The 23,459-nt window shown below is 68.1% G+C and carries 22 protein-coding genes; 20 read left to right on the forward strand and 2 right to left on the reverse strand.

All coding sequences use genetic code 11. From position 1 onward, the window contains the following. Positions 1–112: 112 nt before the first annotated feature. From lpdA to AC1D2O_RS27060, 3 genes are read left to right on the forward strand one after another with little or no spacing between them, the layout of a single operon-like run. Positions 113–1,540 (forward strand): dihydrolipoyl dehydrogenase, encoded by a 1,428-nt coding sequence (gene lpdA / locus AC1D2O_RS27050; protein WP_478158196.1) that lies wholly within the window; start codon positions 113–115, stop codon positions 1,538–1,540. A gap of 4 nt (positions 1,541–1,544) precedes the next feature. After that, the gene (gene zapE, locus AC1D2O_RS27055; protein ID WP_478158197.1) at positions 1,545–2,645 is read left to right on the forward strand and encodes a cell division protein ZapE; all 1,101 of its coding nucleotides are present in this window, start codon (positions 1,545–1,547) and stop codon (positions 2,643–2,645) included. Beyond that, entirely contained in the window at positions 2,642–3,301 is a 660-nt protein-coding gene (locus AC1D2O_RS27060) for a hypothetical protein (RefSeq protein ID WP_478091887.1), read from the forward strand. The genes zapE and AC1D2O_RS27060 overlap by 4 nt, the downstream gene beginning before the upstream one ends. Here the strand turns inward: AC1D2O_RS27060 and AC1D2O_RS27065 are convergent. Then, the gene (locus AC1D2O_RS27065; protein WP_478158198.1) at positions 3,288–4,058 is read right to left on the reverse strand and encodes a PP2C family protein-serine/threonine phosphatase; all 771 of its coding nucleotides are present in this window, start codon (positions 4,056–4,058) and stop codon (positions 3,288–3,290) included. The genes AC1D2O_RS27060 and AC1D2O_RS27065 overlap by 14 nt on opposite strands. A gap of 125 nt (positions 4,059–4,183) precedes the next feature. Here AC1D2O_RS27065 and AC1D2O_RS27070 point away from each other — a divergent pair, with 125 nt between their 5' ends. Together AC1D2O_RS27070 and AC1D2O_RS27075 are read left to right on the forward strand one after the other, a co-directional pair. Then, positions 4,184–4,387, forward strand: a complete 204-nt coding sequence (locus tag AC1D2O_RS27070; RefSeq protein WP_286368180.1) for a DUF465 domain-containing protein — start codon at positions 4,184–4,186, stop codon at positions 4,385–4,387. Then, positions 4,387–6,390, forward strand: a complete 2,004-nt coding sequence (locus tag AC1D2O_RS27075; protein WP_478091891.1) for an ATP-dependent DNA helicase — start codon at positions 4,387–4,389, stop codon at positions 6,388–6,390. Before AC1D2O_RS27070 ends, AC1D2O_RS27075 begins: the two co-directional genes overlap by 1 nt. Positions 6,391–6,444: 54 nt before the next feature. On the opposite strand, the gene AC1D2O_RS27080 is transcribed toward AC1D2O_RS27075, so the two are convergent. Continuing rightward, positions 6,445–7,254 carry an outer membrane protein assembly factor BamD gene (locus tag AC1D2O_RS27080; protein ID WP_478091892.1) on the reverse strand — a complete coding sequence of 270 codons (810 nt, stop codon included), beginning with the start codon at positions 7,252–7,254 and terminating at the stop codon, positions 6,445–6,447. Between the two features lie 23 nt (positions 7,255–7,277). Here AC1D2O_RS27080 and AC1D2O_RS27085 point away from each other — a divergent pair, with 23 nt between their 5' ends. The 15 genes from AC1D2O_RS27085 to hflK all read left to right on the forward strand — a co-directional run bounded on the left by AC1D2O_RS27085 (position 7,278) and on the right by hflK (position 23,451). Next, positions 7,278–8,294: an RluA family pseudouridine synthase gene (locus AC1D2O_RS27085; RefSeq protein WP_478091895.1), complete on the forward strand. Its 1,017-nt coding sequence runs from the start codon at positions 7,278–7,280 to the stop codon at positions 8,292–8,294. Positions 8,295–8,422: 128 nt separating this feature from the next. Then, the gene (scpB, locus tag AC1D2O_RS27090) at positions 8,423–9,244 is read left to right on the forward strand and encodes an SMC-Scp complex subunit ScpB (RefSeq protein ID WP_478158199.1); all 822 of its coding nucleotides are present in this window, start codon (positions 8,423–8,425) and stop codon (positions 9,242–9,244) included. Continuing rightward, positions 9,241–10,935, forward strand: a complete 1,695-nt coding sequence (locus AC1D2O_RS27095; RefSeq protein WP_478158200.1) for a pseudouridine synthase — start codon at positions 9,241–9,243, stop codon at positions 10,933–10,935. Before scpB ends, AC1D2O_RS27095 begins: the two co-directional genes overlap by 4 nt. A gap of 148 nt (positions 10,936–11,083) precedes the next feature. Beyond that, complete coding sequence (gene ndk / locus AC1D2O_RS27100) at positions 11,084–11,509, forward strand: nucleoside-diphosphate kinase (RefSeq protein ID WP_478091997.1); 426 nt, start codon at positions 11,084–11,086, stop codon at positions 11,507–11,509. 157 nt (positions 11,510–11,666) lie between these two features. Then, a complete protein-coding gene (gene rlmN, locus AC1D2O_RS27105; RefSeq protein WP_478158201.1) occupies positions 11,667–12,815 on the forward strand; it encodes a dual-specificity RNA methyltransferase RlmN in 1,149 nt (382 codons plus the stop codon). Positions 12,816–12,819: 4 nt separating this feature from the next. Further along, positions 12,820–13,653: a type IV pilus biogenesis/stability protein PilW gene (pilW, locus tag AC1D2O_RS27110; protein WP_478092001.1), complete on the forward strand. Its 834-nt coding sequence runs from the start codon at positions 12,820–12,822 to the stop codon at positions 13,651–13,653. Next, on the forward strand, positions 13,646–14,554 hold the full coding sequence (locus AC1D2O_RS27115; RefSeq protein ID WP_478158202.1) for a helix-turn-helix domain-containing protein: 909 nt from the start codon (positions 13,646–13,648) through the stop codon (positions 14,552–14,554). The genes pilW and AC1D2O_RS27115 overlap by 8 nt, the downstream gene beginning before the upstream one ends. A gap of 8 nt (positions 14,555–14,562) precedes the next feature. Further along, positions 14,563–15,855 carry a flavodoxin-dependent (E)-4-hydroxy-3-methylbut-2-enyl-diphosphate synthase gene (ispG, locus tag AC1D2O_RS27120; RefSeq protein WP_478092005.1) on the forward strand — a complete coding sequence of 431 codons (1,293 nt, stop codon included), beginning with the start codon at positions 14,563–14,565 and terminating at the stop codon, positions 15,853–15,855. A 9-nt stretch (positions 15,856–15,864) separates the two neighbouring features. Beyond that, positions 15,865–17,178, forward strand: coding sequence for a histidine--tRNA ligase (gene hisS, locus AC1D2O_RS27125; protein WP_478158203.1), 1,314 nt, complete (start codon positions 15,865–15,867; stop codon positions 17,176–17,178). A gap of 3 nt (positions 17,179–17,181) precedes the next feature. Beyond that, a complete protein-coding gene (locus tag AC1D2O_RS27130; RefSeq protein ID WP_478092008.1) occupies positions 17,182–17,877 on the forward strand; it encodes a YfgM family protein in 696 nt (231 codons plus the stop codon). Beyond that, the gene (gene bamB, locus AC1D2O_RS27135) at positions 17,874–19,019 is read left to right on the forward strand and encodes an outer membrane protein assembly factor BamB (protein ID WP_478158204.1); all 1,146 of its coding nucleotides are present in this window, start codon (positions 17,874–17,876) and stop codon (positions 19,017–19,019) included. Before AC1D2O_RS27130 ends, bamB begins: the two co-directional genes overlap by 4 nt. A gap of 21 nt (positions 19,020–19,040) precedes the next feature. Then, on the forward strand, positions 19,041–20,381 hold the full coding sequence (gene der, locus AC1D2O_RS27140; RefSeq protein WP_478158205.1) for a ribosome biogenesis GTPase Der: 1,341 nt from the start codon (positions 19,041–19,043) through the stop codon (positions 20,379–20,381). Between the two features lie 175 nt (positions 20,382–20,556). Next, entirely contained in the window at positions 20,557–20,802 is a 246-nt protein-coding gene (hfq, locus tag AC1D2O_RS27145; protein ID WP_442287887.1) for an RNA chaperone Hfq, read from the forward strand. A gap of 52 nt (positions 20,803–20,854) precedes the next feature. Then, on the forward strand, positions 20,855–22,024 hold the full coding sequence (gene hflX, locus AC1D2O_RS27150; protein WP_478087553.1) for a GTPase HflX: 1,170 nt from the start codon (positions 20,855–20,857) through the stop codon (positions 22,022–22,024). A gap of 77 nt (positions 22,025–22,101) precedes the next feature. Further along, positions 22,102–23,451 carry an FtsH protease activity modulator HflK gene (gene hflK / locus AC1D2O_RS27155; protein ID WP_478087579.1) on the forward strand — a complete coding sequence of 450 codons (1,350 nt, stop codon included), beginning with the start codon at positions 22,102–22,104 and terminating at the stop codon, positions 23,449–23,451. Positions 23,452–23,459: the final 8 nt, after the last annotated feature.

Consider the following 23,459-nt stretch of genomic DNA (forward strand, 5'->3'; position numbering starts at 1 on the left):
CCCGCGGCCCGGCAAAGCCGGTTCCGCGGTGGTTCCCGAACGGGCCTCGCTTCGCTTGCGGCGAACGAGGACGGACGCGGTGACGAACACGATCACCCACAGAAAGATCCAAATGTCCAAACAGTTTGACGTCGTCGTGATCGGCGGCGGCCCTGGCGGCTACATCGCTGCCATCCGCGCGGCGCAGCTAGGCTTCAACGTGGCCTGCATCGACGAGTGGAAGAACGCCAAGGGCGGTCCGGCACTCGGCGGCACCTGCACCAACATCGGCTGCATTCCCTCGAAAGCGCTGCTGCAGTCCTCGGAGCACTACGAGCATGCCGGCCACAGCTTCGCCGACCATGGCATCAAGGTCGAAGGCCTGGGCCTGGACGTTGCGAAGATGTTGGCGCGCAAGGACGCGATCGTGAAGCAGAACAACGACGGCATCGTCTACCTGTTCAAGAAGAACAAGGTGGCGTTCTTCCACGGCCGCGGCTCTTTCGTGAAGGCGAGCGACGCCGGCTACGAGATCAAGGTCGCGGGCGCTGCCGAAGAGAGCATCACCGGCAAGCAGATCATCGTCGCGACGGGGTCCAATGCACGCCCCTTGCCCGGTGCGCCTTTCGACGAGGAGAACATCCTCTCGAACGACGGTGCGCTGCGCATCCAGGGCGTACCGAAGAAGCTGGCGCTGATCGGCTCCGGCGTGATCGGCCTCGAGATGGGCTCGGTCTGGCGCCGGCTCGGCGCCGAAGTCACGGTGCTCGAAGCGCTGCCGACCTTCCTCGGCGCGGTCGACGAGCAGATCGCCAAGGAAGCGCACAAGGCCTTCACCAAGCAGGGCCTGAAGATCGAGCTCGGCGTCACGGTCGGCGAAGTCAAGTCGGGCAAGAAGGGCGTCAGCATCGCCTACACCGACGCCAAGGGCGGCGCGCAGACCCTCGAGGTCGACAAGCTGATCGTCTCGATCGGCCGCGTGGCCAACACCATCGGCCTGAACGCCGAAGCGGTCGGCCTCCAGCTCGACGAGCGGGGTGCGATCGTGGTCGACGAGGAATGCAGGACCAGCCTGCCGAACGTCTGGGCCATCGGCGACGTGGTGCGCGGCCCGATGCTCGCGCACAAGGCCGAGGAAGAGGGCGTGGCGGTGGCCGAGCGCCTCGCGGGCCAGCACGGGCACGTGAACTTCAATACGATTCCGTGGGTGATCTACACCTCGCCGGAAATCGCCTGGGTCGGCCAGACCGAGCAGCAGCTCAAGGCCAGCGGCCGCGCGTACAAGGCGGGAACCTTTCCGTTCCTGGCCAACGGGCGCGCACGCGCGCTCGGCGACACCACCGGCATGGTCAAGTTCCTGGCCGATGCGGCCACCGACGAGATCCTCGGCGTCCACATGGTCGGCCCGATGGTCAGCGAGCTGATCTCCGAAGCCGTGGTGGCGATGGAGTTCAAGGCCAGCGCCGAAGACATCGCGCGCATCTGCCATGCGCACCCGTCGCTGTCCGAGGCGACGAAGGAAGCGGCGCTGGCCGTCGACAAGCGCACGCTGAACTTCTGAGGTCGTGACTACCGTCAGGCAGGCGTACGACGCGGAGCTGGTTGCGCGGGGATATCAAAGCGACCCCGCGCAGCTGCGCGCCGTGGAGGCCCTCGACCGCTGCGCCAGCGAGTGGGCCGCCTACAAGGCGCAGCGTTCCAACGCGTTCAAGAAGCTGATCAACCGGCCGGAGATTCCGCGCGGGGTCTACATGTACGGAGGCGTCGGCCGCGGCAAGAGCTTCCTGATGGACTGCTTCTACAACGCGGTTCCGCTCAGGCGCAAGACGCGGCTGCACTTCCACGAGTTCATGCGCGAGGTGCATCGCGAGCTGGCCGATCTGCAGGGCACGGTGAATCCGCTGGACGAACTCGGCCTCAGGATCTCCAAGCGCTACAAGCTGATCTGCTTCGACGAGTTCCATGTCGCGGACATCACCGACGCGATGATCCTGCACCGGCTGCTGGCGGCGCTGTTCGAGAACGGCGTGGGCTTCGTCACCACCTCCAATTTCAAGCCCGACGACCTCTACCCCGGGGGACTGCACCGCGACCGCATCCTGCCGGCGATTGCCTTGCTGAACCAGCGGCTCGAGGTTCTCAGCGTGGACAACGGCACCGACTACCGGCGTCGCACGCTGGAGCAGGTGCGGCTCTACCTCACGCCGAACGGAGCGGTGGCCGACAAGGAGATGCGCAAGGCCTTCGAGCGCTTGGCCGAGAGTGCTGACGAGAATCCGGTGCTGCACATCGAGTCGCGCGAGATCCATGCCCGGCGCAAGGCCGGCGGCGTGGTCTGGTTCGACTTCAAGACGCTGTGCGGCGGCCCGCGCTCGCAGAACGACTACCTGGAGATCGCGACCCAGTTTCACACCGTGCTGCTGTCCGACGTGCCTTACATGCCGGTGCGAATGGCTTCGGAAGCACGCCGTTTCACCTGGCTGGTCGATGTCTTCTACGACCGCCGAGTGAAACTGATCATGTCGGCCGAAGTGCCGCCCGAGGCGTTGTACACCGAGGGTCCTCTGGCCCATGAATTTCCTCGCACGGTGTCGAGACTCAACGAGATGCAGTCGACCGAGTTCCTGGCGCTCGAGCGGCGCACCGTCGACACACGACTGACATGAAGAACACTGTCCTCGCATTGCTGATCGGCCTGGCGGCGGCGCCGGGCTGGGCGCAGCTGGGCGCAACCACCGGCAATCTCGATTTCGATGCCGAGCGTGGCCGTCTGGCGCAGGAGCGCAAGGCGCTCGACGAACGCTTCAACACCGAGCAGGCCGCCTGCTACAAGAAGTTCGCCGTCGAGGATTGCCTGAGGGAGAGCCGCCAGCACCGCCGTCTCGCGACCGACGACATCAAGCGACAGGAAGCCGCGATCAACGACTTCGAGCGCCGGCGCCGGGGTGCCGCCGCGCTCGACAAGTTCGAGGAGAAGGACACCCATCCGCGCGCGAAGGACTCGCAAGAGCAGCGCGAGCAATCGCTGAAATCGCAGCAGGAGCGCGAGCAGCGCGCGGCCGAGCATGCCGCCAGCCGCGCCCAGGCCGCCTCCGAGGCGGCCGAGCAGCAACGTCAGTTCGAGGCCAAGCAACGCGCCCACGCGGACGAGCAGGCGAAGGCGGCCCGTCGACGCGCCGAGGCGCCGGTGGCACGCCAGGCCTACGAGCAGAAGCTGCAGAATGCCGAGCGTCAGCGTGCGGAAAGCGAACGTCGCAATGCCGCCAGGACCCAGCCGCGCTCCGCGCCCTTGCCGGAGCCCGCAGCGGCTACTCCTCCGTAGGCAGGTCTTCCAGCTTCAGCACGGCGACCGAAATGTTGTCGCCACCGCCGTGCGCGCGCCGGCGGGCCTCGGCGACCAGCAGTTCGACGGCCTCGCGCGGCGCCTTGGCCGCCAGCAGTTCACCCATTTCAGCCGGAGTGAAGTAGTGCCACAGCCCGTCGCTGCAGGCCATCAGGACGTCGCCGGTCTTCACCCGAGGGATCAGGTGGACATCGACCGGCGGGGGCGTGGACTTCATGCCGAGACAGCCCAGCAGGATGTTGCCCTGCGGATGGACGCTGGCTTCGTCCTCGTCGATCTCGCCGCGGTCCACCAGCACCTGCACATACGAGTGGTCCTTGGTCCGCTTGACCAGGCGGCCTTCATGAAAGTGATAGATGCGCGAATCGCCCGCGTGGATCCAGGCGCAGTCGCCCTCCGGATTCAACAGGAACGCGGCCAGGGTGCTGTGCGGCTCCTGCTCGCTGGACACGGCCGTGAGCTTGATCACGGTATGGGCGTCGTCGAGCATCTGGCGCAGCATGCCCACCGGTTCATCGCGCCCGGGCTTGTAGCGCGCGAAAAGCTGGCGCGCGGTCAACAGCACCTGGTCGGACGCCTTGCGCCCGCCGCTGCGCCCGCCCATGCCATCGGCGACCACCCCGAGCACGCAACCCTGCGCGCGCGGGTGGGTCAGGATCAGGACCTGGTCCTGCTGGTAGGGGCGATCTCCCTTGTGGAGACCGGTGGCGGCTGCGAGTCGAAAGCCTCGTGTCATGTGGCGCAGTGGGCGCCGATGGCGCGGTCTTTGATGAAAGTCGTGCGAACGCGATGAAGTCGTATTATCGAGCGAACGCGAGCCGCGGCCAGGCCGCTCCTGCATCGCTTTTCGTACCGATTCCCTTGGACTCCAATCTTCACTCATTTTCCCGCCAGCTGATCGAGCTTCGGATCGAACACGCCGACCTCGACGCCACCATCGACCGGTTGGGCGACGTCGTCCCGCAGGACGAACTGCTGCTGCGGCGCCTGAAGAAAAGGCGTCTGGCCCTGCGTGACCAGATCGCGCGCCTGGTCGACCTGCTCGACCCCCAAGAGCCCGCCTGATGCCGCTGGAACAAGAAGTGCGCGAGGTCTTCGCGCAGGGCGGGGTGCTCTCTCATGCCGCCGATCATTTCCGGGAGCGCGAGGGGCAGACCCAGATGGCGCTGGCCGTGGCGCGCACCATCGAGCGCGGCGGCGTGCTGGTGGTCGAGGCCGGCACCGGCGTCGGCAAGACCTTTTCGTACCTGGTGCCGGCGCTGCTGAGCGGCGAACGCGTGCTGCTGTCCACCGCCACCAAGACGCTGCAGGACCAGCTGTTCGGCCGCGATCTGCCGCGGCTGGTCACGGCGCTGGGCCTGCCGGTGCGCACGGCGCTGCTCAAGGGCCGTGCCAGCTACCTGTGCCTGCACCGGCTCGAACTGGCGCGCCACGACAATTCGCTGCCCGAGCGCGGCACGCTGCGCACGCTGGCCAAGATCGAGCAATGGTCCAAGGCCACCCGTACCGGCGACCTGGCCGAGCTGCCGGGACTGGACGAGCGTTCGCCGCTGATCCCGCTGGTGACGTCGACGCGGGAGAACTGCCTCGGCGCGCAGTGCCCGCAGTTCAAGCCCTGCCATGTCAACCTGGCGCGGCGCGAGGCCATGGCGGCCGACGTGGTGGTCATCAACCACCATTTGTTCTTTGCTGATCTCGCGGTGCGCGAGTCCGGCATGGCGGAACTGCTGCCGACGGTACGCGTGGTGGTGTTCGACGAGGCGCACCAGCTCAACGAGACCGGTGTGCAGTTCCTCGGCCTCCAGCTCGGCACCGGCCAGGCGCTGGATTTCGCCCGCGACCTGCTGGCGGCCGGGCTGCAGCTGGCGCGCGGACTGGTCGACTGGCAGCAACTGGTGGCGGCGGTCGAGCGGAGCGCCCGCGAACTGCGCCTGGCGGTCGGCAAGCAATGGCCCGGCGCCAAGCTGCGCTGGGCGGGTGATTCGCCCGAGGGCATCGCGGCGCAGCCCTGGCAGGAAGCCCTCGAGGCCTTGCAGGAGGCCTTCGAGCAGGCCGCACGCGGGCTCGACACGGTCAGCGAGCTGTCGCCCGACTTCGTCCGGCTGCACGATCGCGCGCAGCAGCTGTCTCAGCGCGCGCGGCGCTTTGCCGAACCCTGCGCGTCAGGTTCGGTGCGCTGGGTCGATGTCGGGACGCATCTGCGTCTGGTCGAATCCCCGCTCGATATCGCCGAGGCGGTACGCACGCGGGTGCTCAAGTCCGATACGGCCGAGCCGGAGGAAGAGGGCCGCGCCTGGGTGTTCACCTCGGCCACGCTCGGCGACGACCCGAGGCTGCGCTGGTTCACCGAGCCTTGCGGCCTCGACGATGCCGAGGTGCTGCGGGTGCAAAGCCCGTTCGACTACGCGCAGCAGGCCGCCCTGTACGTGCCCCGGGCGTTCCCCAAGCCCAATGACCCCGCGCACAGCCAGCAGGTGGCGCTGCTGGCGGCCCGCGGCGCCGCCACCCTCGGAGGCCGCACGCTGGTGCTGACGACCACGCTGCGCGCGCTGCGCGCCATCGGCGATGCGATGAAGGCGCAGTTCGAACGCATCGAGGCCGGGCAGCGGCCCGAGGTGCTGGTCCAGGGCGAACTGCCCAAACGCGTGCTGATGGATCGGTTCCGCGAAGGTGCCGGCGACGGCCGCGCGGGTTGCGTGCTGGTGGCGTCGGCCTCGTTCTGGGAAGGGTTCGACGCACCGGGCGATGCCCTTCAGCTGGTCGTGATCGACAAGCTGCCGTTCCCGCCGCCCAACGATCCGCTGGTCGAGGCGCGCTCGCAGCGGCTGGAATCCCAGGGCCGAAGCGCGTTCGGCGACTATTCGCTGCCTGAGGCCGCGGTATCGCTCAAGCAGGGTGCCGGCCGGCTGATCCGACGCGAATCCGACCGCGGCGTGCTGGTGATCTGCGACACCCGGCTGGTCGCGATGGGCTACGGCAAGCGTCTGCTGGCGGCGCTGCCGCCGATGCGCAGGATCGAGGGCGAAACCGAACTGGATGCCGAAATCGCCGCATTGAGAGGCAACTGAGCCTGCCCCCACGCTCGCTCGGCCTTGGCCTGAGACAGCCGAGCGGTCAGACGGCTACCAGAGCTTCCACCAAGGGTCGTCCTTGGCCCGGAAGCCGCGCGTCAGGTACTCGCTCTTCGGGTAGTTGGTGGTCAGCACGCGCTGGGTGTCGTCGCGCAGATCGGTCATGCCGAGCTTGTCGTAGGACATGTACATGATGTACAGCGCCTCCTCGAGCGCAGGCACTTCGCGGTAGTCCGCGAGCGCGAGCTGCGCGCGGTTGATGGCCGCCAGGTAGGCGCCCCGCGTGTAGTAGTAGCGCGCCACGTGCACCTCGTACTGCGCCAGCGAGTTGACGATGTAGTTCATGCGCAGCCGCGCATCCGGCGTGTAGCGCGACTGCGGGAAGCGGGTCACCAGCTCCTTGAACGACTCGAACGATTCCTTGGCGGCCTTCTGGTCGCGCTCGGAAAGGTCCTGGCGCGTCATCCACGAGAACATGCCGAGGTCGTCGTTGAAATTGATCACGCCCTTCAGGTAGAGCGCATAGTCGATCGCCGGGCTGGCCGGGTGCAGCTTCATGAAGCGGTCGAGCGTGGCGATGGCCGACACCTTGTCGCTGGCCTTCCACTGCGCATAGGCCTTGTCGAGCTGGGCCTGCTGCGCCAGCGGCGTGCCGGCGGCGCGGCCTTCGAGCTTCTCGAGCAGCGGCACCGCCTTGTCGAAGGCGCCCGAGTTCGTCTCGTCCTTGGCTTCCGAGTAGATCCGGTTGGGGCTCCAGTTCGCGGTCTTGTCGGCTTCTGTCGTCGAGCAGCCGGCGACCAGCCAGGCGGCGGTGCACAGAGCCAGCCAGCCGGGGACCACCGATAATTTGGCGCGAAACATCAAAGAAGGCTTTCGTGAAACAGTTGCCCTCGATTATATCGGCCACCCCCCTGGTGGACTCCCCGGAGGCCGCGGAGCATGACGAGGGCGCGGAGCTCTCCGCCGCCAGCGAGGTGCGCGCCTTCCTGTTCGGGCCGGATGAGCATGGCCAGCGGCTGGACCGCGCGCTCGCGAACCTCGTGCCGGAGTTCTCCCGCAGCTACCTGCAGCAGCTGATCGACGCCGGAATGGTGGAGATCCAGGGCCGCGTGCTGACCAAGTCCTCGGCCACCGTGCATGCCGGCGAGGCCGGGCGGATCGAACTCCGGCCGACGCCGCAAAGCCAGGCTTTCAAGGCCGAGCCGATGGCGCTCAGCGTACTGTACGAGGACGAACACCTGCGGATCATCGACAAGCCGGTCGGCCTGGTGGTCCATCCGGCCCCCGGCCACTGGAGCGGGACGCTGCTCAACGGCCTGCTGGCGCTCGACCCCCGGGCGGCGCTGCTGCCGCGCGCCGGCATCGTGCACCGGCTCGACCGGGACACCAGCGGGCTGATGGTCGTCGCGCGCAGCCGCCAGACGATGGACGCGCTGGTCGCGCTGATCGCCGCGCGCGAGGTCAAGCGGCAATACCTGGCGCTTGCGCATCGCAGCTGGCAGGGCGCCGGCGCGCGCCATGTGGAGGCTCCGATCGGGCGCGATCCTCGCAATCGGCTGCGCATGGCGGTGGTCGACCTCGAGCGCCATTCGGGCAAGCCGGCCCGCACGCTGGTCGAGGTGCTCGACAGCAACGACCAGGGCTGTGCGGTGCGTTGCACGCTCGAGACCGGGCGGACCCACCAGATCCGGGTGCACATGGCGTCGATCGGCCACCCGCTGGTCGGCGATGCGCTCTACGGCGGTGCGCCCGCGGCCGGCCTGGCGCGGCAGGCGCTGCATGCCTTCCGGCTGGGATTCGAGCATCCTGTCACGCACCAGCCGATGGAGTTCCGCTCGCCGCCGCCCCCGGACCTGCTTCAGGGTTTTTCCGAATGGGGCCTGGATTACAATCGCGCCTGACGGTCCCGAGGGCCGCGCCGGCCGCCTGATGCCGGTTTTGCGTTGCTTTTCGCCGCGTGCCGGCAGCGCCTCCTTCCATCCTTCTGAACAAGCGTCCTCGAGGCGCCTTTTCCCGGATAACGCGAACCATGAATACGGCGGATGCCAAGCGCATTCTCGAAACCGCCTTGATCTGTTCGACCCAGCCGTTGCCGGTGCGCGAACTGCGCGTGCTGTTCGACGACGAACTGGGTGCCGACACGATCAAGTCGCTGTTGCTCGAGTTGCAGGAAGACTGGTCGCAGCGCGGCCTGGAGCTCGTGAGCGTCGGCAGCGGCTGGCGCTTCCAGAGCCGGCCCGAACTGCGCGATCACCTCGACCGGCTGCACCCCGAGAAGCCGCCGCGCTACACGCGCGCGGCCCTCGAGACGCTGGCGATCATTGCCTACCGGCAGCCGGTGACGCGGGGCGACATGGAAGACATCCGTGGCGTCACGATCAACTCGCTGATCCTGAAGCAACTCGAGGACCGCAACTGGGTCGAGGTCATCGGCCATCGCGAAACGGTCGGCCGACCGGCACTCTACGCGACGACGCGCCAGTTCCTCGACGACCTGGGCCTGGCGTCGCTGGACGAATTGCCGTTGATCGAAACGCCGGCGCAGCAGGGCGCGCTGATCGCCGCGCTCGACCAGGCCGCGGGCGAGGACCAGTCCTCGCTGCCGATCGACGATCTGCCGCTCGAGGCGCCTGTCCCTCCGACGGAGGTGGCCGGGCCTGAGGCGCCGGCGGAGTCTGGCCTCGTGGCCGAAGCCCAGGCCGAAGCCCAGGCCGAAGCCGAAAACGAAGCCGAAAACGAAGCCCTCGGGACCTCCGAGCCTTCGGAGTCCCTTTTCTCCCCACCCGTCGAGGCCGAAGCCGCGCCCGACGAGGCCGACACCATCGCTGTCCCTTCCGGAACCCGACCATGAGCCCCATTGATCCCGATGACGCAGCCACGCTGCCGGCCGAACCTGTGTCCGAAGTGCCCGCGGGCGAAGTGCCCGTGGAAGGCGCCGCAGCGCCGCGCAAGCGGCGCCCGCGCAAGCCCAAGCCGGTAGAGCAGGAAGTTGCGGCCGCTCCGGCCGAGCCGTCGGCCGAGGAACCGGTTGCAGCGCCGGTCGCGATCGCTGAAGAGGAAGCCGTGCTGCCGCCCCCGGCGCAGCCGGCTGAAGTGCGTGCCTCCGAGGCCGGTTCGCAGGACGATGACGAAGAAGAGGAAGAAGAGCCGGACGAGGAGGAGGACGACCTCGACCGCGCCCGCCGTGCCGCCGAGCGCGAGCAGCGCAATGCGCCGCCGCCCGAGCCGATCCGCTTCGCCGACGTCATTTCCGGCCAGTTCGACGCCGACGAGGAAAGCCCCGAAGTGCCGCCGCTCAAGCGCGTGCTGCTGCCCGAGGCCGATTCGCCCAAGCTGCACAAGGTGCTGGCGCAGGCCGGCCTGGGCTCGCGGCTCGAGATGGAGCAACTGATTCTGCAGGGCCGGATCTCGGTCAACAACGAACCGGCCCACATCGGCCAGCGCATCCAGTACGGCGACCAGGTCAAGATCAACGGCAAGCCGATCCGCTACCGCATCGCGCCGCCGCCGCCGCGTGTGATCGCCTACCACAAGCCGGTCGGCGAGGTCGTGACGCACGACGATCCGCAGAACCGCCCGACCGTGTTTCGCAAGCTGCCGCGCCTGCAGCAGGGCAAGTGGCAGTCGGTCGGCCGGCTCGACCTGAATACCGAGGGCCTGCTGCTTTTCACCAGCTCCGGCGAGTTGGCCAATCAGCTCATGCATCCTCGCTTCGGCCTCGAGCGGGAGTACGCCGTGCGCGTGCTCGGCGCCCTCAGCGCCGAGGAGAAGAAGCGCCTGCTCGAAGGTGTGCGCCTGGACGACGGCATGGCCCAGTTCGGCACCATCGAGGAGGGCGGCGGCGAGGGTTCCAACTGCTGGTACCGCGTCACCATCTCCGAAGGGCGCAACCGTGAAGTGCGCCGCCTGTTCGAGTCGGTCGGCCATGCGGTCAGCCGCCTGATCCGCATCCGCTACGGCGCGATGGTGCTGCCGCGCGGCCTCAAGCGCGGTGCCTGGATGGAGCTCGACGAACGCGACATCCAGGCGCTGTTCCAGGCCGCTGGCAACGGCGGCGACCGGCCGCCGCGGCACGGCGCGGGGCCCAAGGGCCAGGGCCAGGGCCAGGACAACGGCGGGCGCAACAACCGCAACCGCAAGCGCCGCGGCAATCGCAACGGCGGCGCCGGCGGCGCGCAGGGTGACGAGCGCGAGCCGATCCCGAACCCGCTGGCGCACGGTCCGGGCGCGCGTCCCGACCGCGGCGGCGGCAAGGGCCCGCCCCAGGGGCGCCGCAACAACCGCGGCGACCGGCAAGGGCAGGGGCCCGGCCCGGGCCAGCAGGGGCGCAATCGGCAGGGCGGCGAGGACCGCGTGCCCGGCGGCGCCAACCAGCCCGATCCGATGAAGACCTCGCTGGGGTACATCGGCGCCGACAGCTTCTCGCGCCAGCGCAAGGACCAGCGTCAGGGCCCGCGTCGCGGTGGGCCGGGCGGCGGTGGCGGTGGCTTCGGCGGCCAGGGCGGGCCCGGCGGGCCGGGCGGTCGTCGCCGCGGTCGCTGAAATTCGGCGCGCTGGCGGACTTTCGCTGCGCGAAAGCGAGCGGGACTGCCGCGCCGGTTAAAATCAGAGGCTTTGTCAAGGCTCGCAACCTGTGTGTTGCGAGCCGGACGGAACTCATCCAGATTCAAGCTCTCAGGAAAACACTTCAATGGCCATCGAACGCACTCTCTCCATCATCAAGCCCGACGCCGTCGCCAAGAACGTCGTCGGCAAGATCGTCTCCCGCTTCGAGGCCGCCGGCCTCAAGATCGTGGCAGCCAAGCTGATCCATCTGTCGCGCAGCGAAGCCGAACAGTTCTACGCCGTCCACAAGGAGCGCCCCTTCTTCAAGGATCTGGTCGAATTCATGATCTCCGGCCCGGTGTTCGTGCAGGCGCTCGAGGGCGAGAACGCCATCGCCAAGAACCGCGACCTGATGGGCGCCACCGACCCCAAGAAGGCCGCCCCCGGCACCATCCGCGCCGACTTCGCCGACAGCATCGATGCCAACGCGGTGCATGGTTCCGACGCCCCTGAGACCGCACAGGTCGAGATCGCGTTCTTCTTCGCTGGCCTGAACGTCTACGCCAGGTAAATGACTCTCCCCCAGGTTGGCTCACTGCGTGTAGCCGCCCACCCCCTCGCCGGGGGCAATACCAGCGGCCCGGCAAAGCCGGTTCCGCGGTATTTCTGGAAGGCTGCGCTTGCGGGCTCCTTGGGGGCCGTGTGAGTGTTCGCAACTTGGGTTTGATATGACCACGGCCAACCTGCTCGACTTCGATCTGGAGGGATTGGCCGCGTTCTGCGAACGGCTGGGCGAGAAGCGTTTCCGCGCGACGCAGCTGTTCCGCTGGATCCACCAGCGGGGTGCTGCGGATTTCGCGCACATGACCGACCTGGCGAAGTCGCTGCGCGAGAAGCTCGCGACCACGGCCCGGGTCGAGCCGCTGCCGGTGCTCACGCAGCACGAATCGGCGGACGGCACCATCAAATGGCTGTTCGACGTCGGCGACGGCAACGCAGTCGAGGCCGTGTTCATTCCCGAGGACGACCGCGGCACGCTGTGCGTGTCCTCGCAGGCCGGCTGCGCGGTCGGCTGCCGCTTCTGCTCGACCGGACACCAGGGCTTCAGCCGCAACCTGACGACCGGCGAGATCACCGCCCAGCTGTGGTTCGCCGAGCATTTCCTGCGCAAGCACCTCGGCCGCAGCGAACGCGTGATCTCCAACGTCGTGATGATGGGCATGGGCGAACCGCTGCAGAACTACGCGGCGCTGGTGCCGGCACTGCGCACCATGCTCGACGACAACGCCTACGGCCTGTCGCGCCGCCGCGTGACGGTGTCGACCTCCGGCGTGGTGCCGATGATCGACCGGCTCGGCGGCGATTGCCCGGTCGCGCTCGCGGTGTCGCTGCACGCGCCCAACGATGCGTTGCGCGACGACCTCGTGCCGCTCAATCGGAAATACCCGATCGCCGAACTGCTCGAGGCCTGCAAGCGCTACCTCGCGCATGCGCCGCGCGATTTCATCACCTTCGAATACTGCATGCTGGACGGCGTGAACGACAAGCCCGAGCACGCGCGACAGTTGCTCGAACTCGTGCGTTCGGCTGGCGTCTCCTGCAAGTTCAACCTGATTCCGTTCAATCCTTTCCCGGCGTCGGGCCTGCTGCGTTCGCCGCAACCTCGTGTCCTGGCTTTCGCCAAGGTGCTGAGCGAAGCCGGGATCGTGACCACCGTGCGCAAGACGCGCGGTGACGACATCGACGCCGCCTGCGGCCAGCTGGCCGGCGACGTCAAAGACCGCACGCATGCGGCCGAGCGCATGGCGCAGCGGCGCATCGTGGTGCTTCATCCGGCCCGCGACGGAGCCGCCACATCCAATGCCCAGGAGCAATGATCCGATGAGCAAGGCCTTTCCGAATGCACGCGCGCTGATGCTGCAGGTCTCCTGTGGCGTCGCTGCAGCCTTCCTGCTGGCGGGCTGTGTCAACACCAAGAATGGCGTGCTGCAGACCTCGGCCAGCAAGGACGCGCCGATCATGACGGACTCCGACGAGAGCAATGGCCGCAAGCGTGCCAAGCTGCGCATCGAATTGGCGATCGGTTACTTCCAGCAGGGCCAGACCACGGTGGCGCTCGACGAGATCAAGCAGGCGCTGGTGGCCGATCCGACCTTCGCCGACGCCTACAACCTGCGCGGCCTGGTCTACATGCGGCTCGACGATCCAGCGCAGGCCGAAGACAGCTTCCGGCGGGCCATCGCGCTCGACCCGCGTGAGCCCAACGTGCTGCACAACTACGGCTGGCTGCTGTGCCAGCAGAACCGCTACGCCGATGCCCAGCAGCAGTTCAGCGCCGCGCTCGCCGCGCCCAACTACTCGGATCGCGCCAAGACGCTGATGACGCAGGGCGTCTGCCAGCTGAAGGCGGGGCAGCGTGCCGAAGCCGAGCGCAGCCTGATGCAGGCCTACGAGATCGATGCCGGCAATCCGGTCATCGGCTACAACCTCGCCTCGATACTGATGCAGCGCCAGGATTGGTCGCGGGCCCAGTTCTACATCCGGCGCGTCAACAACAGCCCGGCTGCCAGCGCCGAGACGCTGTGGCTCGGCATCAAGGTCGAACGCCAGCTCAACAACCGCGAATCGGTCGCGCAGCTGGCGGGCCAATTGCAACGGCGCTTCCCCCAGTCGCGGGAGGCGATTGCGTACGAACGCGGGAATTTCAATGATTGAGCGGGCCAGTGAATTCGGGGCCTCGGCTGCGGTGCCTCTGGTGGGAGGCGACAGCACCCACATGACGGCCGGCGCCATGCTGAGGGAGGCGCGGGAGGCGCACGGGCTGCACCTCGAGATGATCGCGGCCGCGCTCAAGGTGACGCCGCAGAAGCTTGCCGCGCTCGAGGCGGACGACATCGATTCGCTGCCCGATCCGGTGTTCGCACGGGCCCTGGCCGCCAGCGTCAGCCGGGCGCTGCGGATCGATCCTGCACCGGTGCTGGCCAAGCTGCCGGGCATCCAGCGGCCGGGCTTGGCAGAGGCCGACCGCACCATCAGCAGGAGCCTGCGCTCGTCGGTGCCGCGTTCGGGCTCCGGGTCGGGCTGGCGCCCGTCCCGGGCCCTGATGGCCGTGGTGGGGTTGCTGCTGGTCGGCGCGGCGGTGTTGTTCTGGTTGCCGCAGTCGGTGTTCGACCAGCTCGGCACCTCGATCGCGCACCTGACTTCCCGGGATGATGCGGCGTCCGAATCGGCCAGCGCGCCCGTCGCGGCGACGGCACCCGTCGAGGCGGTGGCGCCGGGGGCTGCCCCGCTGGCGCCGCCTGCCGAGGCCGTTGCGCCAGTCGCGGCCGAGCCGCCTGCGGCCGCCACTGCGCCKCCGGCCGTCGCCGACGCCAATGACCTGGTCGTGTTCATCGCCCGCGAGGACTCGTGGATCACCGTCACCGAGCCCGGCGGCAAGCAGCTGCTGCGGCGCACGGTCAAGGCCGGCGAAACGGTGGGGCTGTCCGGCAGCCTGCCGCTGTCGGTGGTGATCGGCCGCGCCTCGGTGGTCGATGTTCGGGTCCGCGGCAAGGCCTTCGACCTGGCGCCGATCACGCGCGCCGGTGGCGTGGCACGCTTCGAGGTCAAATCCTGAGGCCAGTCATGACAGACATTTCGAATCCCCTCGGCTGCCTGCCGATCGAACCCGCCGCGCCGCTGGGCCGGCGCTCGCGCCAGGCCCGCGTGGTCTGGGGGGCGCGCACGGTCACCGTGGGCGGCGACGCGCCGGTGCGCGTGCAGTCGATGACCAACACCGACACGGTCGATGCGGTCGGCACCGCGATCCAGGTCAAGGAGCTCGCGATCGCCGGCTCCGAGATGGTCCGCATCACGGTCAACACGCCCGAGGCCGCGGCCCAGGTGCCCTACATCCGCGAGCAGCTCGACCGCATGGGCATCGACGTGCCGCTGATCGGCGACTTCCACTACAACGGCCACCGCCTGCTGACCGACTATCCGGCCTGCGCCGAGGCGCTCAGCAAGTACCGCATCAATCCGGGCAACGTCGGCAAGGGCGACAAGCACGACCGCCAGTTCGGCCAGATGATCGATGCCGCGATGCGCTGGAACAAGCCGGTGCGCATCGGCGTCAACTGGGGCAGCCTCGACCAGGAATTGCTGGCCAATCTGATGGACATCAACAGCCGGCGCGCCGAACCCTGGGACGCCAAGCCGGTGATGTACGAGGCGCTCGTCACTTCGGCCATCGATTCCGCGAAGCTCGCCGAGTCGATGGGCATGCCGGGCAGCCAGATCATCCTGAGCTGCAAGGTCAGCGGCGTGCAGGACCTGATCTCGGTCTACCGCGAACTGGCGCGCCGCTGCGACTACACGCTGCACCTGGGCCTGACCGAGGCCGGCATGGGCACCAAGGGCACGGTGGCCTCGGCCACGGCGCTGTCGATCCTGCTGCAGGAAGGCATCGGGGACACGATCCGCGTCTCGCTGACGCCGCAGCCCGGCGAAGCGCGCACGCAAGAGGTGCTGATCGCCAACGAGATCCTGCAGGCGCTGGGCCTGCGCGTGTTCGTGCCGAGCGTCACCGCCTGCCCGGGCTGCGGCCGCACCACCAGCACCACCTTCCAGGAACTGGCCAAGCAGATCGACGACTACCTGCGCCTGCAGATGCCGGTCTGGCGCACCAAGTACCCGGGCGTCGAGACGATGAAGGTGGCCGTCATGGGCTGCATCGTCAACGGTCCGGGCGAAAGCAAGCATGCCGACATCGGCATCAGCCTGCCGGGCACCGGCGAAGCCCCCGCCGCGCCGGTCTTCATCGACGGCGAAAAGGCACTCACGCTGCGCGGCGACAACATCGCCAACGAATTCCACCAGCTGGTCGAAACCTACATTGAAAAACGCTTCGGCAGCGGCATCGCTTCCGAAGTCGCCTGAGCTCCATCCATGGCTGAAAAAATCAGTGCCGTCAAAGGCATGAACGACATATTGCCGCCCGATTCGGCGCGCTGGGAGTGGCTCGAAGCCATCGTGCGCGACCTCATGGGGCGCTACGCGTACCGCAATATCCGCACGCCCATCCTCGAGCAGACGGCGCTGTTCGTGCGCGGCATCGGCGAGGTCACCGACATCGTCGAGAAGGAGATGTACGCCTTCGAGGACCGGTCCGACAAGCACGGCCAGGCGGAGCACCTGGCGATGCGGCCCGAGAACACGGCCGGCGTCGTGCGCGCCGTTATCGAAAGCAACCTGCTCTACGAGGGCCCGCGGCGCCTCTGGTACACCGGTCCCATGTTCCGGCGCGAGAAGCCACAGCGCGGCCGCTATCGCCAGTTCCACCAGATCGGCGCCGAGGCGCTCGGCTTCGCCGGGCCCGATGTCGATGCCGAACTGATCCTGCTGGCGGCGGCGCTCTGGAAGGCGATCGGACTGACGGATGTGCGGCTGGAGCTCAACAGCCTGGGCCAGCCGGCCGAGCGGGCACTGCACCGCGCCCAGCTGATCGCTCACTTCGAACAGCACGCCGACAAGCTCGACGAGGACGGCAAGCGCCGTCTGCACAGCAATCCGCTGCGCATCCTCGACACCAAGAACCCGGCCATGAAGGGCGTCGTCGAGTCGGCCCCGAAGCTGCTGGACTTCCTCGGTGCGGAGTCGCTGGCGCACTTCAATGGCCTGCGCGCGATCCTCGACGCCAACGGCGTCGCGTACACGATCAACCCGCGGCTGGTGCGCGGCCTGGACTACTACAACCTCAGCGTTTTCGAGTTCGTGACCGACCGGCTCGGCTCGCAGGGCACCGTCTGCGCAGGCGGCCGCTACGACGACCTGATCGTGCAGATCGGCGGCAAGGCGGCACCCGCGGTGGGCTGGGCGCTGGGCGTCGAGCGCGTGCTCGAGCTGGTGAAGGAGCAGGGCACGCAGATCCCGCTGCCGGTGCCCGATGTCTATGCGGTGGTGCCTGACGCCGCCGCGATGCCGGTGGCGCTGCGCACGCTGCAGCAACTGCGCGACGCCGGTGTCCGGGCCCAGATGCACGCGGCCACTGTCGACGGCCTCGGCAGCTTCAAGTCGCAGTTCAAGAAGGCCGACGCCAGCGGTGCGTCGCATGCGCTGGTCTTCGGCGCCGACGAGCTTGCCCGCGGCGAAGTCACGGTCAAGGCGCTGCGCGACGGCGGCGGCGCGCAGAGCACCCGGCCGCTGGCCGAACTGGCCACCTGGGCCGCCACCCTACAATCCTCGGCTCCCAACAACTCATAGCGCATGGCCACCCATCTCGACCTCGAAGAACAGGAACAGCTCGACCAGCTCAAGCATTTCTGGAACACCTACGGCACCCTGATCACCTGGGTCGTGCTGCTCGCGGCCGGCGCCTTCGTGGCCTGGAACGGCTGGCAGTACTTCCAGCGCAGCAAGGCGCTGCAGGCCTCGACGCTCTACGACGAGGTCGAGCGCAGCGCCCAGGCCGGCGACACCGCCCGCATCGAGCGCGCGCTGGCCGACATGAAGGACAAGTTCGCCAGCACCGCCTACGCCCAGCAGGCCGGCCTGCTGGCGGCTCGGGCGCTCTACGACAAGGGCAACGCCGAAGGATCGCGCGGTGCGCTGGCCTGGGTCTCGGAGCATGCGGTCGACCCGGGCTACCAGGCGGTTGCCCGGTTGCGGCTGGCTGCCGAGCTGCTCGAAGCCAAGCAGTACGACGAGGCGCTGAAGGCGCTCTCGGGCAATGTGCCGAAGGAATTCGACGCACTGGTGGCCGACCGCAGGGGCGATGTCCTCCTTGCGCAGGGCAAGCGCGACGAGGCCAAGGCCGAGTACCTCAAGGCCCTGGCGGCCTTCGAACCGGGCACCGACTACCGTCGCCTGGTCGAAATCAAGCTCAACGCCGTCGGCGTCGACCCGAAGAGCCTGGCTCCGGCGGCCGGTGGCGCGGCATCCCCAGCCAAGACCACACCATGAATCTGAAGCGTTATACGACCCTGGCGCCCGCGCTGCGTATCGGGGCCGCCGCGGCATTGATCGCGGCGCTCGCGGCGTGCATCGGCACGTCGCGGCCGAAGCCCGCCGAACTGCCGCCCAGCGTGGCCCTGATGGGCATCAAGCAGGCCTGGAGCATGCGCATCCCGGAGGTGAGCTTCCCGCTCTCGACCATCGTGAACGGCGATCAGATCGCTGTCGCCAGCGGCGACGGCGTCGTGGTCGTGTTCGACGCCCGTGCCGGCACCGAGCTCTGGCGCGCCAAGGTCGGCGCGCCGCTGGCCGCCGGCGTCGGCAGCGACGGCAGGCTGGTCGCCGTGGTCACGGCCAACAGCGAGCTGGTGGCGCTGGAGGCCGGCAAGGTGCTCTGGAAGGAGCGGCTCACGGCCCAGGCCTACACGCCGCCGCTGGTGGCCGGCCGCCGGATCTTCGTCCAGGCCGCGGACCGCACGACGAGCGCCTGGGACGGCCAGAGCGGCCGTCGCCTCTGGTCGCAGCAGCGCACCGCGGAAAACCTGGTGCTGAAGAAGCCCGGCGTCCTGCTGGCGGTTGGCGACACCCTGATCGCCGGCGTTGGCGGCCGGCTGGTCGGGATCAATCCCGCGAACGGCTCGTCGCGCTGGGAGTCTCCCATCGCAGCACCGCGTGGCACGAACGACGTCGAGCGCCTGGTCGACCTGACCGGCAGCGTGAGCCGCCAGGGCGACGTGATCTGCGCGCGGGCTTATTTCGCCAGCGTCGGCTGCGTCGATACCTCGCGCGGCGTCTTGCTGTGGACCAAGCCGGCGGTGGGCGCCGACGGGGTCGGCGGCGACGACCGATTCGTCTACGGCACCGAGGACAACGGCGCCGTGATGGCCTGGCGCCGCGCCGATGGCGAACGCGCCTGGCAGCAGGCCGACCTGCTCAAGCACCGCATCCTGACGGCACCGCTGGCCGTCGGACGCTCGCTGATCATCGGCGACGCCACCGGGCTGGTGCACGTTCTCTCGCGCGAGGATGGATCGCCGCTGAATCGCCTCAATCCCGATGGCTCGGCCATCGCAGCGACACCGGTTCTGGCCGGCAACACGGTCGTGGTCGTCACCCGCAATGGCGGCGTGTTCGGCTATCGCCCTGAGTAATCAAGTGAAAGGACGCCTTCCATGAAGCCGGTCATCGCGCTGGTCGGGCGTCCCAACGTCGGCAAGTCGACCCTGTTCAACCGCCTGACGCAGACGCGCGACGCCATCGTCGCCGACTTCGCAGGCCTCACCCGCGACCGCCACTACGGCAACGGCCGCCAGGGCAAGTACGAGTTCATCGTCATCGACACCGGTGGCTTCGAGCCCGACGCCGGCAGCGGCATCTTCAAGGAGATGGCCAAGCAGACGCGGCAGGCGGTGGCCGAGGCCGATGTCGTGATCTTCGTGGTCGACGCGCGCGAAGGGCTGTCGGCCCAGGACCACGACATCGCCAACGAGCTGCGCCGGCTCGGCAAGCCCTGTGTGCTGGTGGCCAACAAGGCCGAGGGCATGCACGACGGGACCCGGCTGGTCGACTTCTACGAGCTCGGCTTCGGCGAGGTGCATGGCATCTCGGCGGCCCACGGGCAGGGTATTCGCGACCTGGTCGAGCTCGCGCTCGAACCGCTCGCGCTGCCCGAGCCCGAGGAAGAGGGCGAGGAAGATCCCAACAAGCCGATCAAGCTGGCGGTCGCGGGCCGCCCCAATGTCGGCAAGTCGACCCTGATCAACACCTGGCTGGGCGAGGAGCGGCTGGTGGCCTTCGACCTCCCGGGCACCACCCGCGATGCGATCTCCGTGCCCTTCGAGCGCAATGGCCAGCGCTTCGAACTGGTCGACACCGCCGGCCTGCGCCGCAAGGGCAAGGTGTTCGAGGCGATCGAGAAGTTCTCGGTGGTCAAGACGCTGCAGGCCATCGAATCGGCCAACGTGGTGCTGCTGCTGCTCGACGCCACCCAGGGCGTGACCGACCAGGACGCCCACATCGCCGGCTACATCCTCGAGAGCGGCCGCGCGGTGGTGATCGCGATCAACAAATGGGATGCGGTCGACAGCTACCAGCGCGAGCAGATCCAGCGCCAGATCGAGACCCGGCTGCCGTTCCTGAAGTTCGCGTCGCTGCATTTCATCTCGGCCATCAAGCGCCAGGGACTGGGCCCGGTCTGGCAGTCGATCGCGCAGGCCCACAAGTCGGCCACCCGCAAGATGTCGACGCCGGTCCTGACGCGGTTGCTGCTCGAGGCAGTGCAATTCCAGGCGCCGAAGCGCTCGGGCATGTTCCGTCCGAAAATGCGCTATGCGCACCAGGGCGGCATGAACCCGCCGATCATCATCATCCACGGCAATTCGCTGGAACACGTCACAGAGGCTTACAAACGCTTCCTCGAAGGGCGTTTCCGCAAGGAGTTCGACCTGGTCGGTACGCCGCTGCGGATCCAGCTCAAGACCTCGAGCAATCCGTACGCCGACAAGGACGACTGACCGCCGGCGCCTGGCGAATTGGCTGCCATTGAGCGCCGATGAGCGGCGTCAGGCGCGGAAGTTCCGGCGTTCGGTGCCGTTATTTTTAAAAGGCCATTGGACTAATTTGCTGCGACGCAGAATCGCTGTGTTAAGGTGACCGGTCCAACAACAACTCTTGAACACGGAGAATATCGTGAGCAATAAAGGGCAGCTTCTTCAAGACCCGTTCCTGAACACCCTGCGTCGCGAGCACGTGCCGGTTTCGATCTATCTGGTCAACGGCATCAAGCTGCAAGGCCAGATCGAGTCGTTCGACCAGTACGTCGTGTTGCTTCGCAATACGGTGACCCAGATGGTCTACAAGCACGCCATCTCCACCATCGTGCCGGGTCGGGCCGTCAACTTCTCGGCTGCCGAGAGCGACGACACCCCCGCCTGAACGGCGCGGAGCGCGGCGGTCACCCGTCGCGCTTTTTCATATCTGATTCCGCTTGTCTGAACTGATCCCCCGGATAGATGGCGCCGTCGTTCTCGTCGGCGTGGATTTCGGGTTGCCCCATTTCGACGGCGAACTCGAGGAACTCGGCCTGCTCGCGCAGACCGGGGGCCTGGAGCCCGTCGCGCGTCTCGTCTGCAAGCGCAAGGCGCCCGACGCCGCCCTGTTCGTCGGCAGCGGCAAGGCCGACGAGATCCGAGAACTGGCCGAGTTGCATCGGGCCAGCGAAGTGGTCTTCGACCAGTCGCTGAGCCCGGCGCAGCAGCGCAACCTCGAGCGCCAGCTCGGCATCGCCGTCTACGACCGCACTTTCCTGATCCTCGAGATCTTCGCCCAGCGCGCCCGTTCGCACGAAGGCAAGCTGCAGGTCGAACTCGCGCGCCTGCAGTACCTGAGCACGCGGCTGGTGCGGCGCTGGTCCCATCTGGAGCGCCAGACCGGCGGTGCCGGTGTGCGCGGCGGCCCGGGCGAAAAGCAGATCGAACTCGACCGCCGGATGATCGGCGAGTCGATCAAGCGCACCCGCGAGCGTCTGGCCAAGGTGCAGCGCCAGCGCGGCACCCAGCGCCGGCAGCGCGAGCGGCGCGACACCTTCAACATCTCGCTGGTGGGCTACACCAACGCCGGCAAGTCCTCGCTCTTCAATGCGCTGGTGAAGGCGCGCGCCTATGCGGCCGATCAGTTGTTCGCGACGCTGGACACCACCACGCGGCAGCTCTACCTGGGCGACGCGCGCCGCAAGGTGTCGATCTCCGATACCGTCGGCTTCATCCGCGACCTGCCGCACGGGCTGATCGACGCTTTCAAGGCAACACTGCAGGAGGCCGTCGATGCCGACCTGCTGCTGCACGTGGTGGATGCCTCGAACCCGCACCATCCCGAGCAGATGGCCGAGGTCCAGGCGGTGCTCAAGGAGATCGACGCCGACACGGTGCCGCAGATCCTGGTGTTCAACAAGCTGGACGCCCTTGAAAGCACGCAGCATCCCCTGCATCTGCAGGACGAGGTCGATGTCAACGGTGTGCAAGTGTCCCGCATCTTCCTGAGCGCCCACACCGGCGAGGGCCTTCCCGCGTTGCGGGCCGAACTCGCACGGCGATCGCAGTCGCTGACCGAGGACATGTCCGTTGAGGACGGGGCCGAATTGCACGGGGCGGCCGACTGATTGCGCACAATCCCCCTTCACTGACCAAAGAACTAAATCGAATGAATTCAAAGCCAGTGTGGAGACGGTTTCCGGCGATGTTCAACCTGAACGACGGCCGCTGGGGCCGGGGCGACGATTCGTCGTCCAACGGGGAGCGTCCCGCCGCCCAGCGGCCCGACGGCGAGCCGCCGGCACCGCCGCCCTCGGGCAACAACAACAACCGTCCGCGCGGSCAGGGCCCGAACCAGGGACCGCCCGACCTCGACGAACTCTGGCGCGATTTCAACCGCAAGCTCGGCGGCCTGTTCGGCGGCGGGCGCGGAGGCGACAACCGGCCGCCGGGCGGCAACGGCGGCAATGGCGGCGGCCTKCGGCCCGACATGAAGAACGCGGGCTTSGGGCTCGGCCTGATCGCGGTGGTGGCGGTCCTGATCTGGCTCGGCACCGGCTTCTTCATCGTCAACGAAGGCCAGCAGGCCGTGATCACGCAGTTCGGCCGCTACAAGGCCACCGTGGGGGCCGGCTTCAACTGGCGGCTGCCGTACCCGATCCAGCGCCACGAGATCGTCGTCACCTCGCAGATCCGCTCGGTCGACGTCGGCCGCGACACCATCGTGCGCTCGACCGGCCTGCGCGAGTCGGCCATGCTGACCGAGGACGAGAACATCGTCGAGATCAAGTTCGCGGTGCAGTACCGGCTGAACGATGCRCGGGCCTTCCTGTTCGAGAGCAAGGCGCCCGCCGACACCGTGGTGCAGGTGGCCGAGACCGCCGTGCGCGAGGTGGTCGGCAAGATGCGCATGGATGCGGCGCTGGCGGACGAGCGCGACCAGATCGCGCCGCGCGTGCGCACGCTGATGCAGACCATCCTGGACCGCTACAACCTGGGCGTCGAGATCGTGGCGATCAACYTGCAGCAGGGCGGGGTGCGCCCGCCCGAGCAGGTGCAGGCCGCGTTCGACGACGTGCTCAAGGCCGGCCAGGAGCGCGAGCGGATCAAGAACGAGGCGCAGGCCTACGCCAACGACGTGGTGCCGCGCGCCACCGGTACCGGCTCGCGGCTCAAGGAAGAGTCGGAGGCCTACAAGGCGCGGATCGTCGCGCAGGCGCAGGGCGACGCGCAGCGCTTCAGCTCGGTGCTCAGCGAATACCAGAAGGCGCCGCAGGTCACGCGCGACCGCATGTACACCGACGCCATGCAGCAGATCTACAGCAGCACGAGCAAGGTGCTGATCGACTCCAAGCAGAACTCCAACCTGCTGTACCTGCCGCTGGACAAGCTGATGCAGCAGGCGGGACAGGGCGCCGCCGGCACGCCTGGCGATGCCGCCAGCCCCGGCGCCGCGGGCACTGCCGCGCCGCCGTCGTCGGGGAGTCCGGCGGCGCCGTCCGCCGGCGATGCCCGCGCCCGCGATGGCCGTTCGCGCGATCGCGACGTGCGCTGAGGACTGGA

The organism is Variovorax sp. P1_G12 (assembly GCF_056405555.1).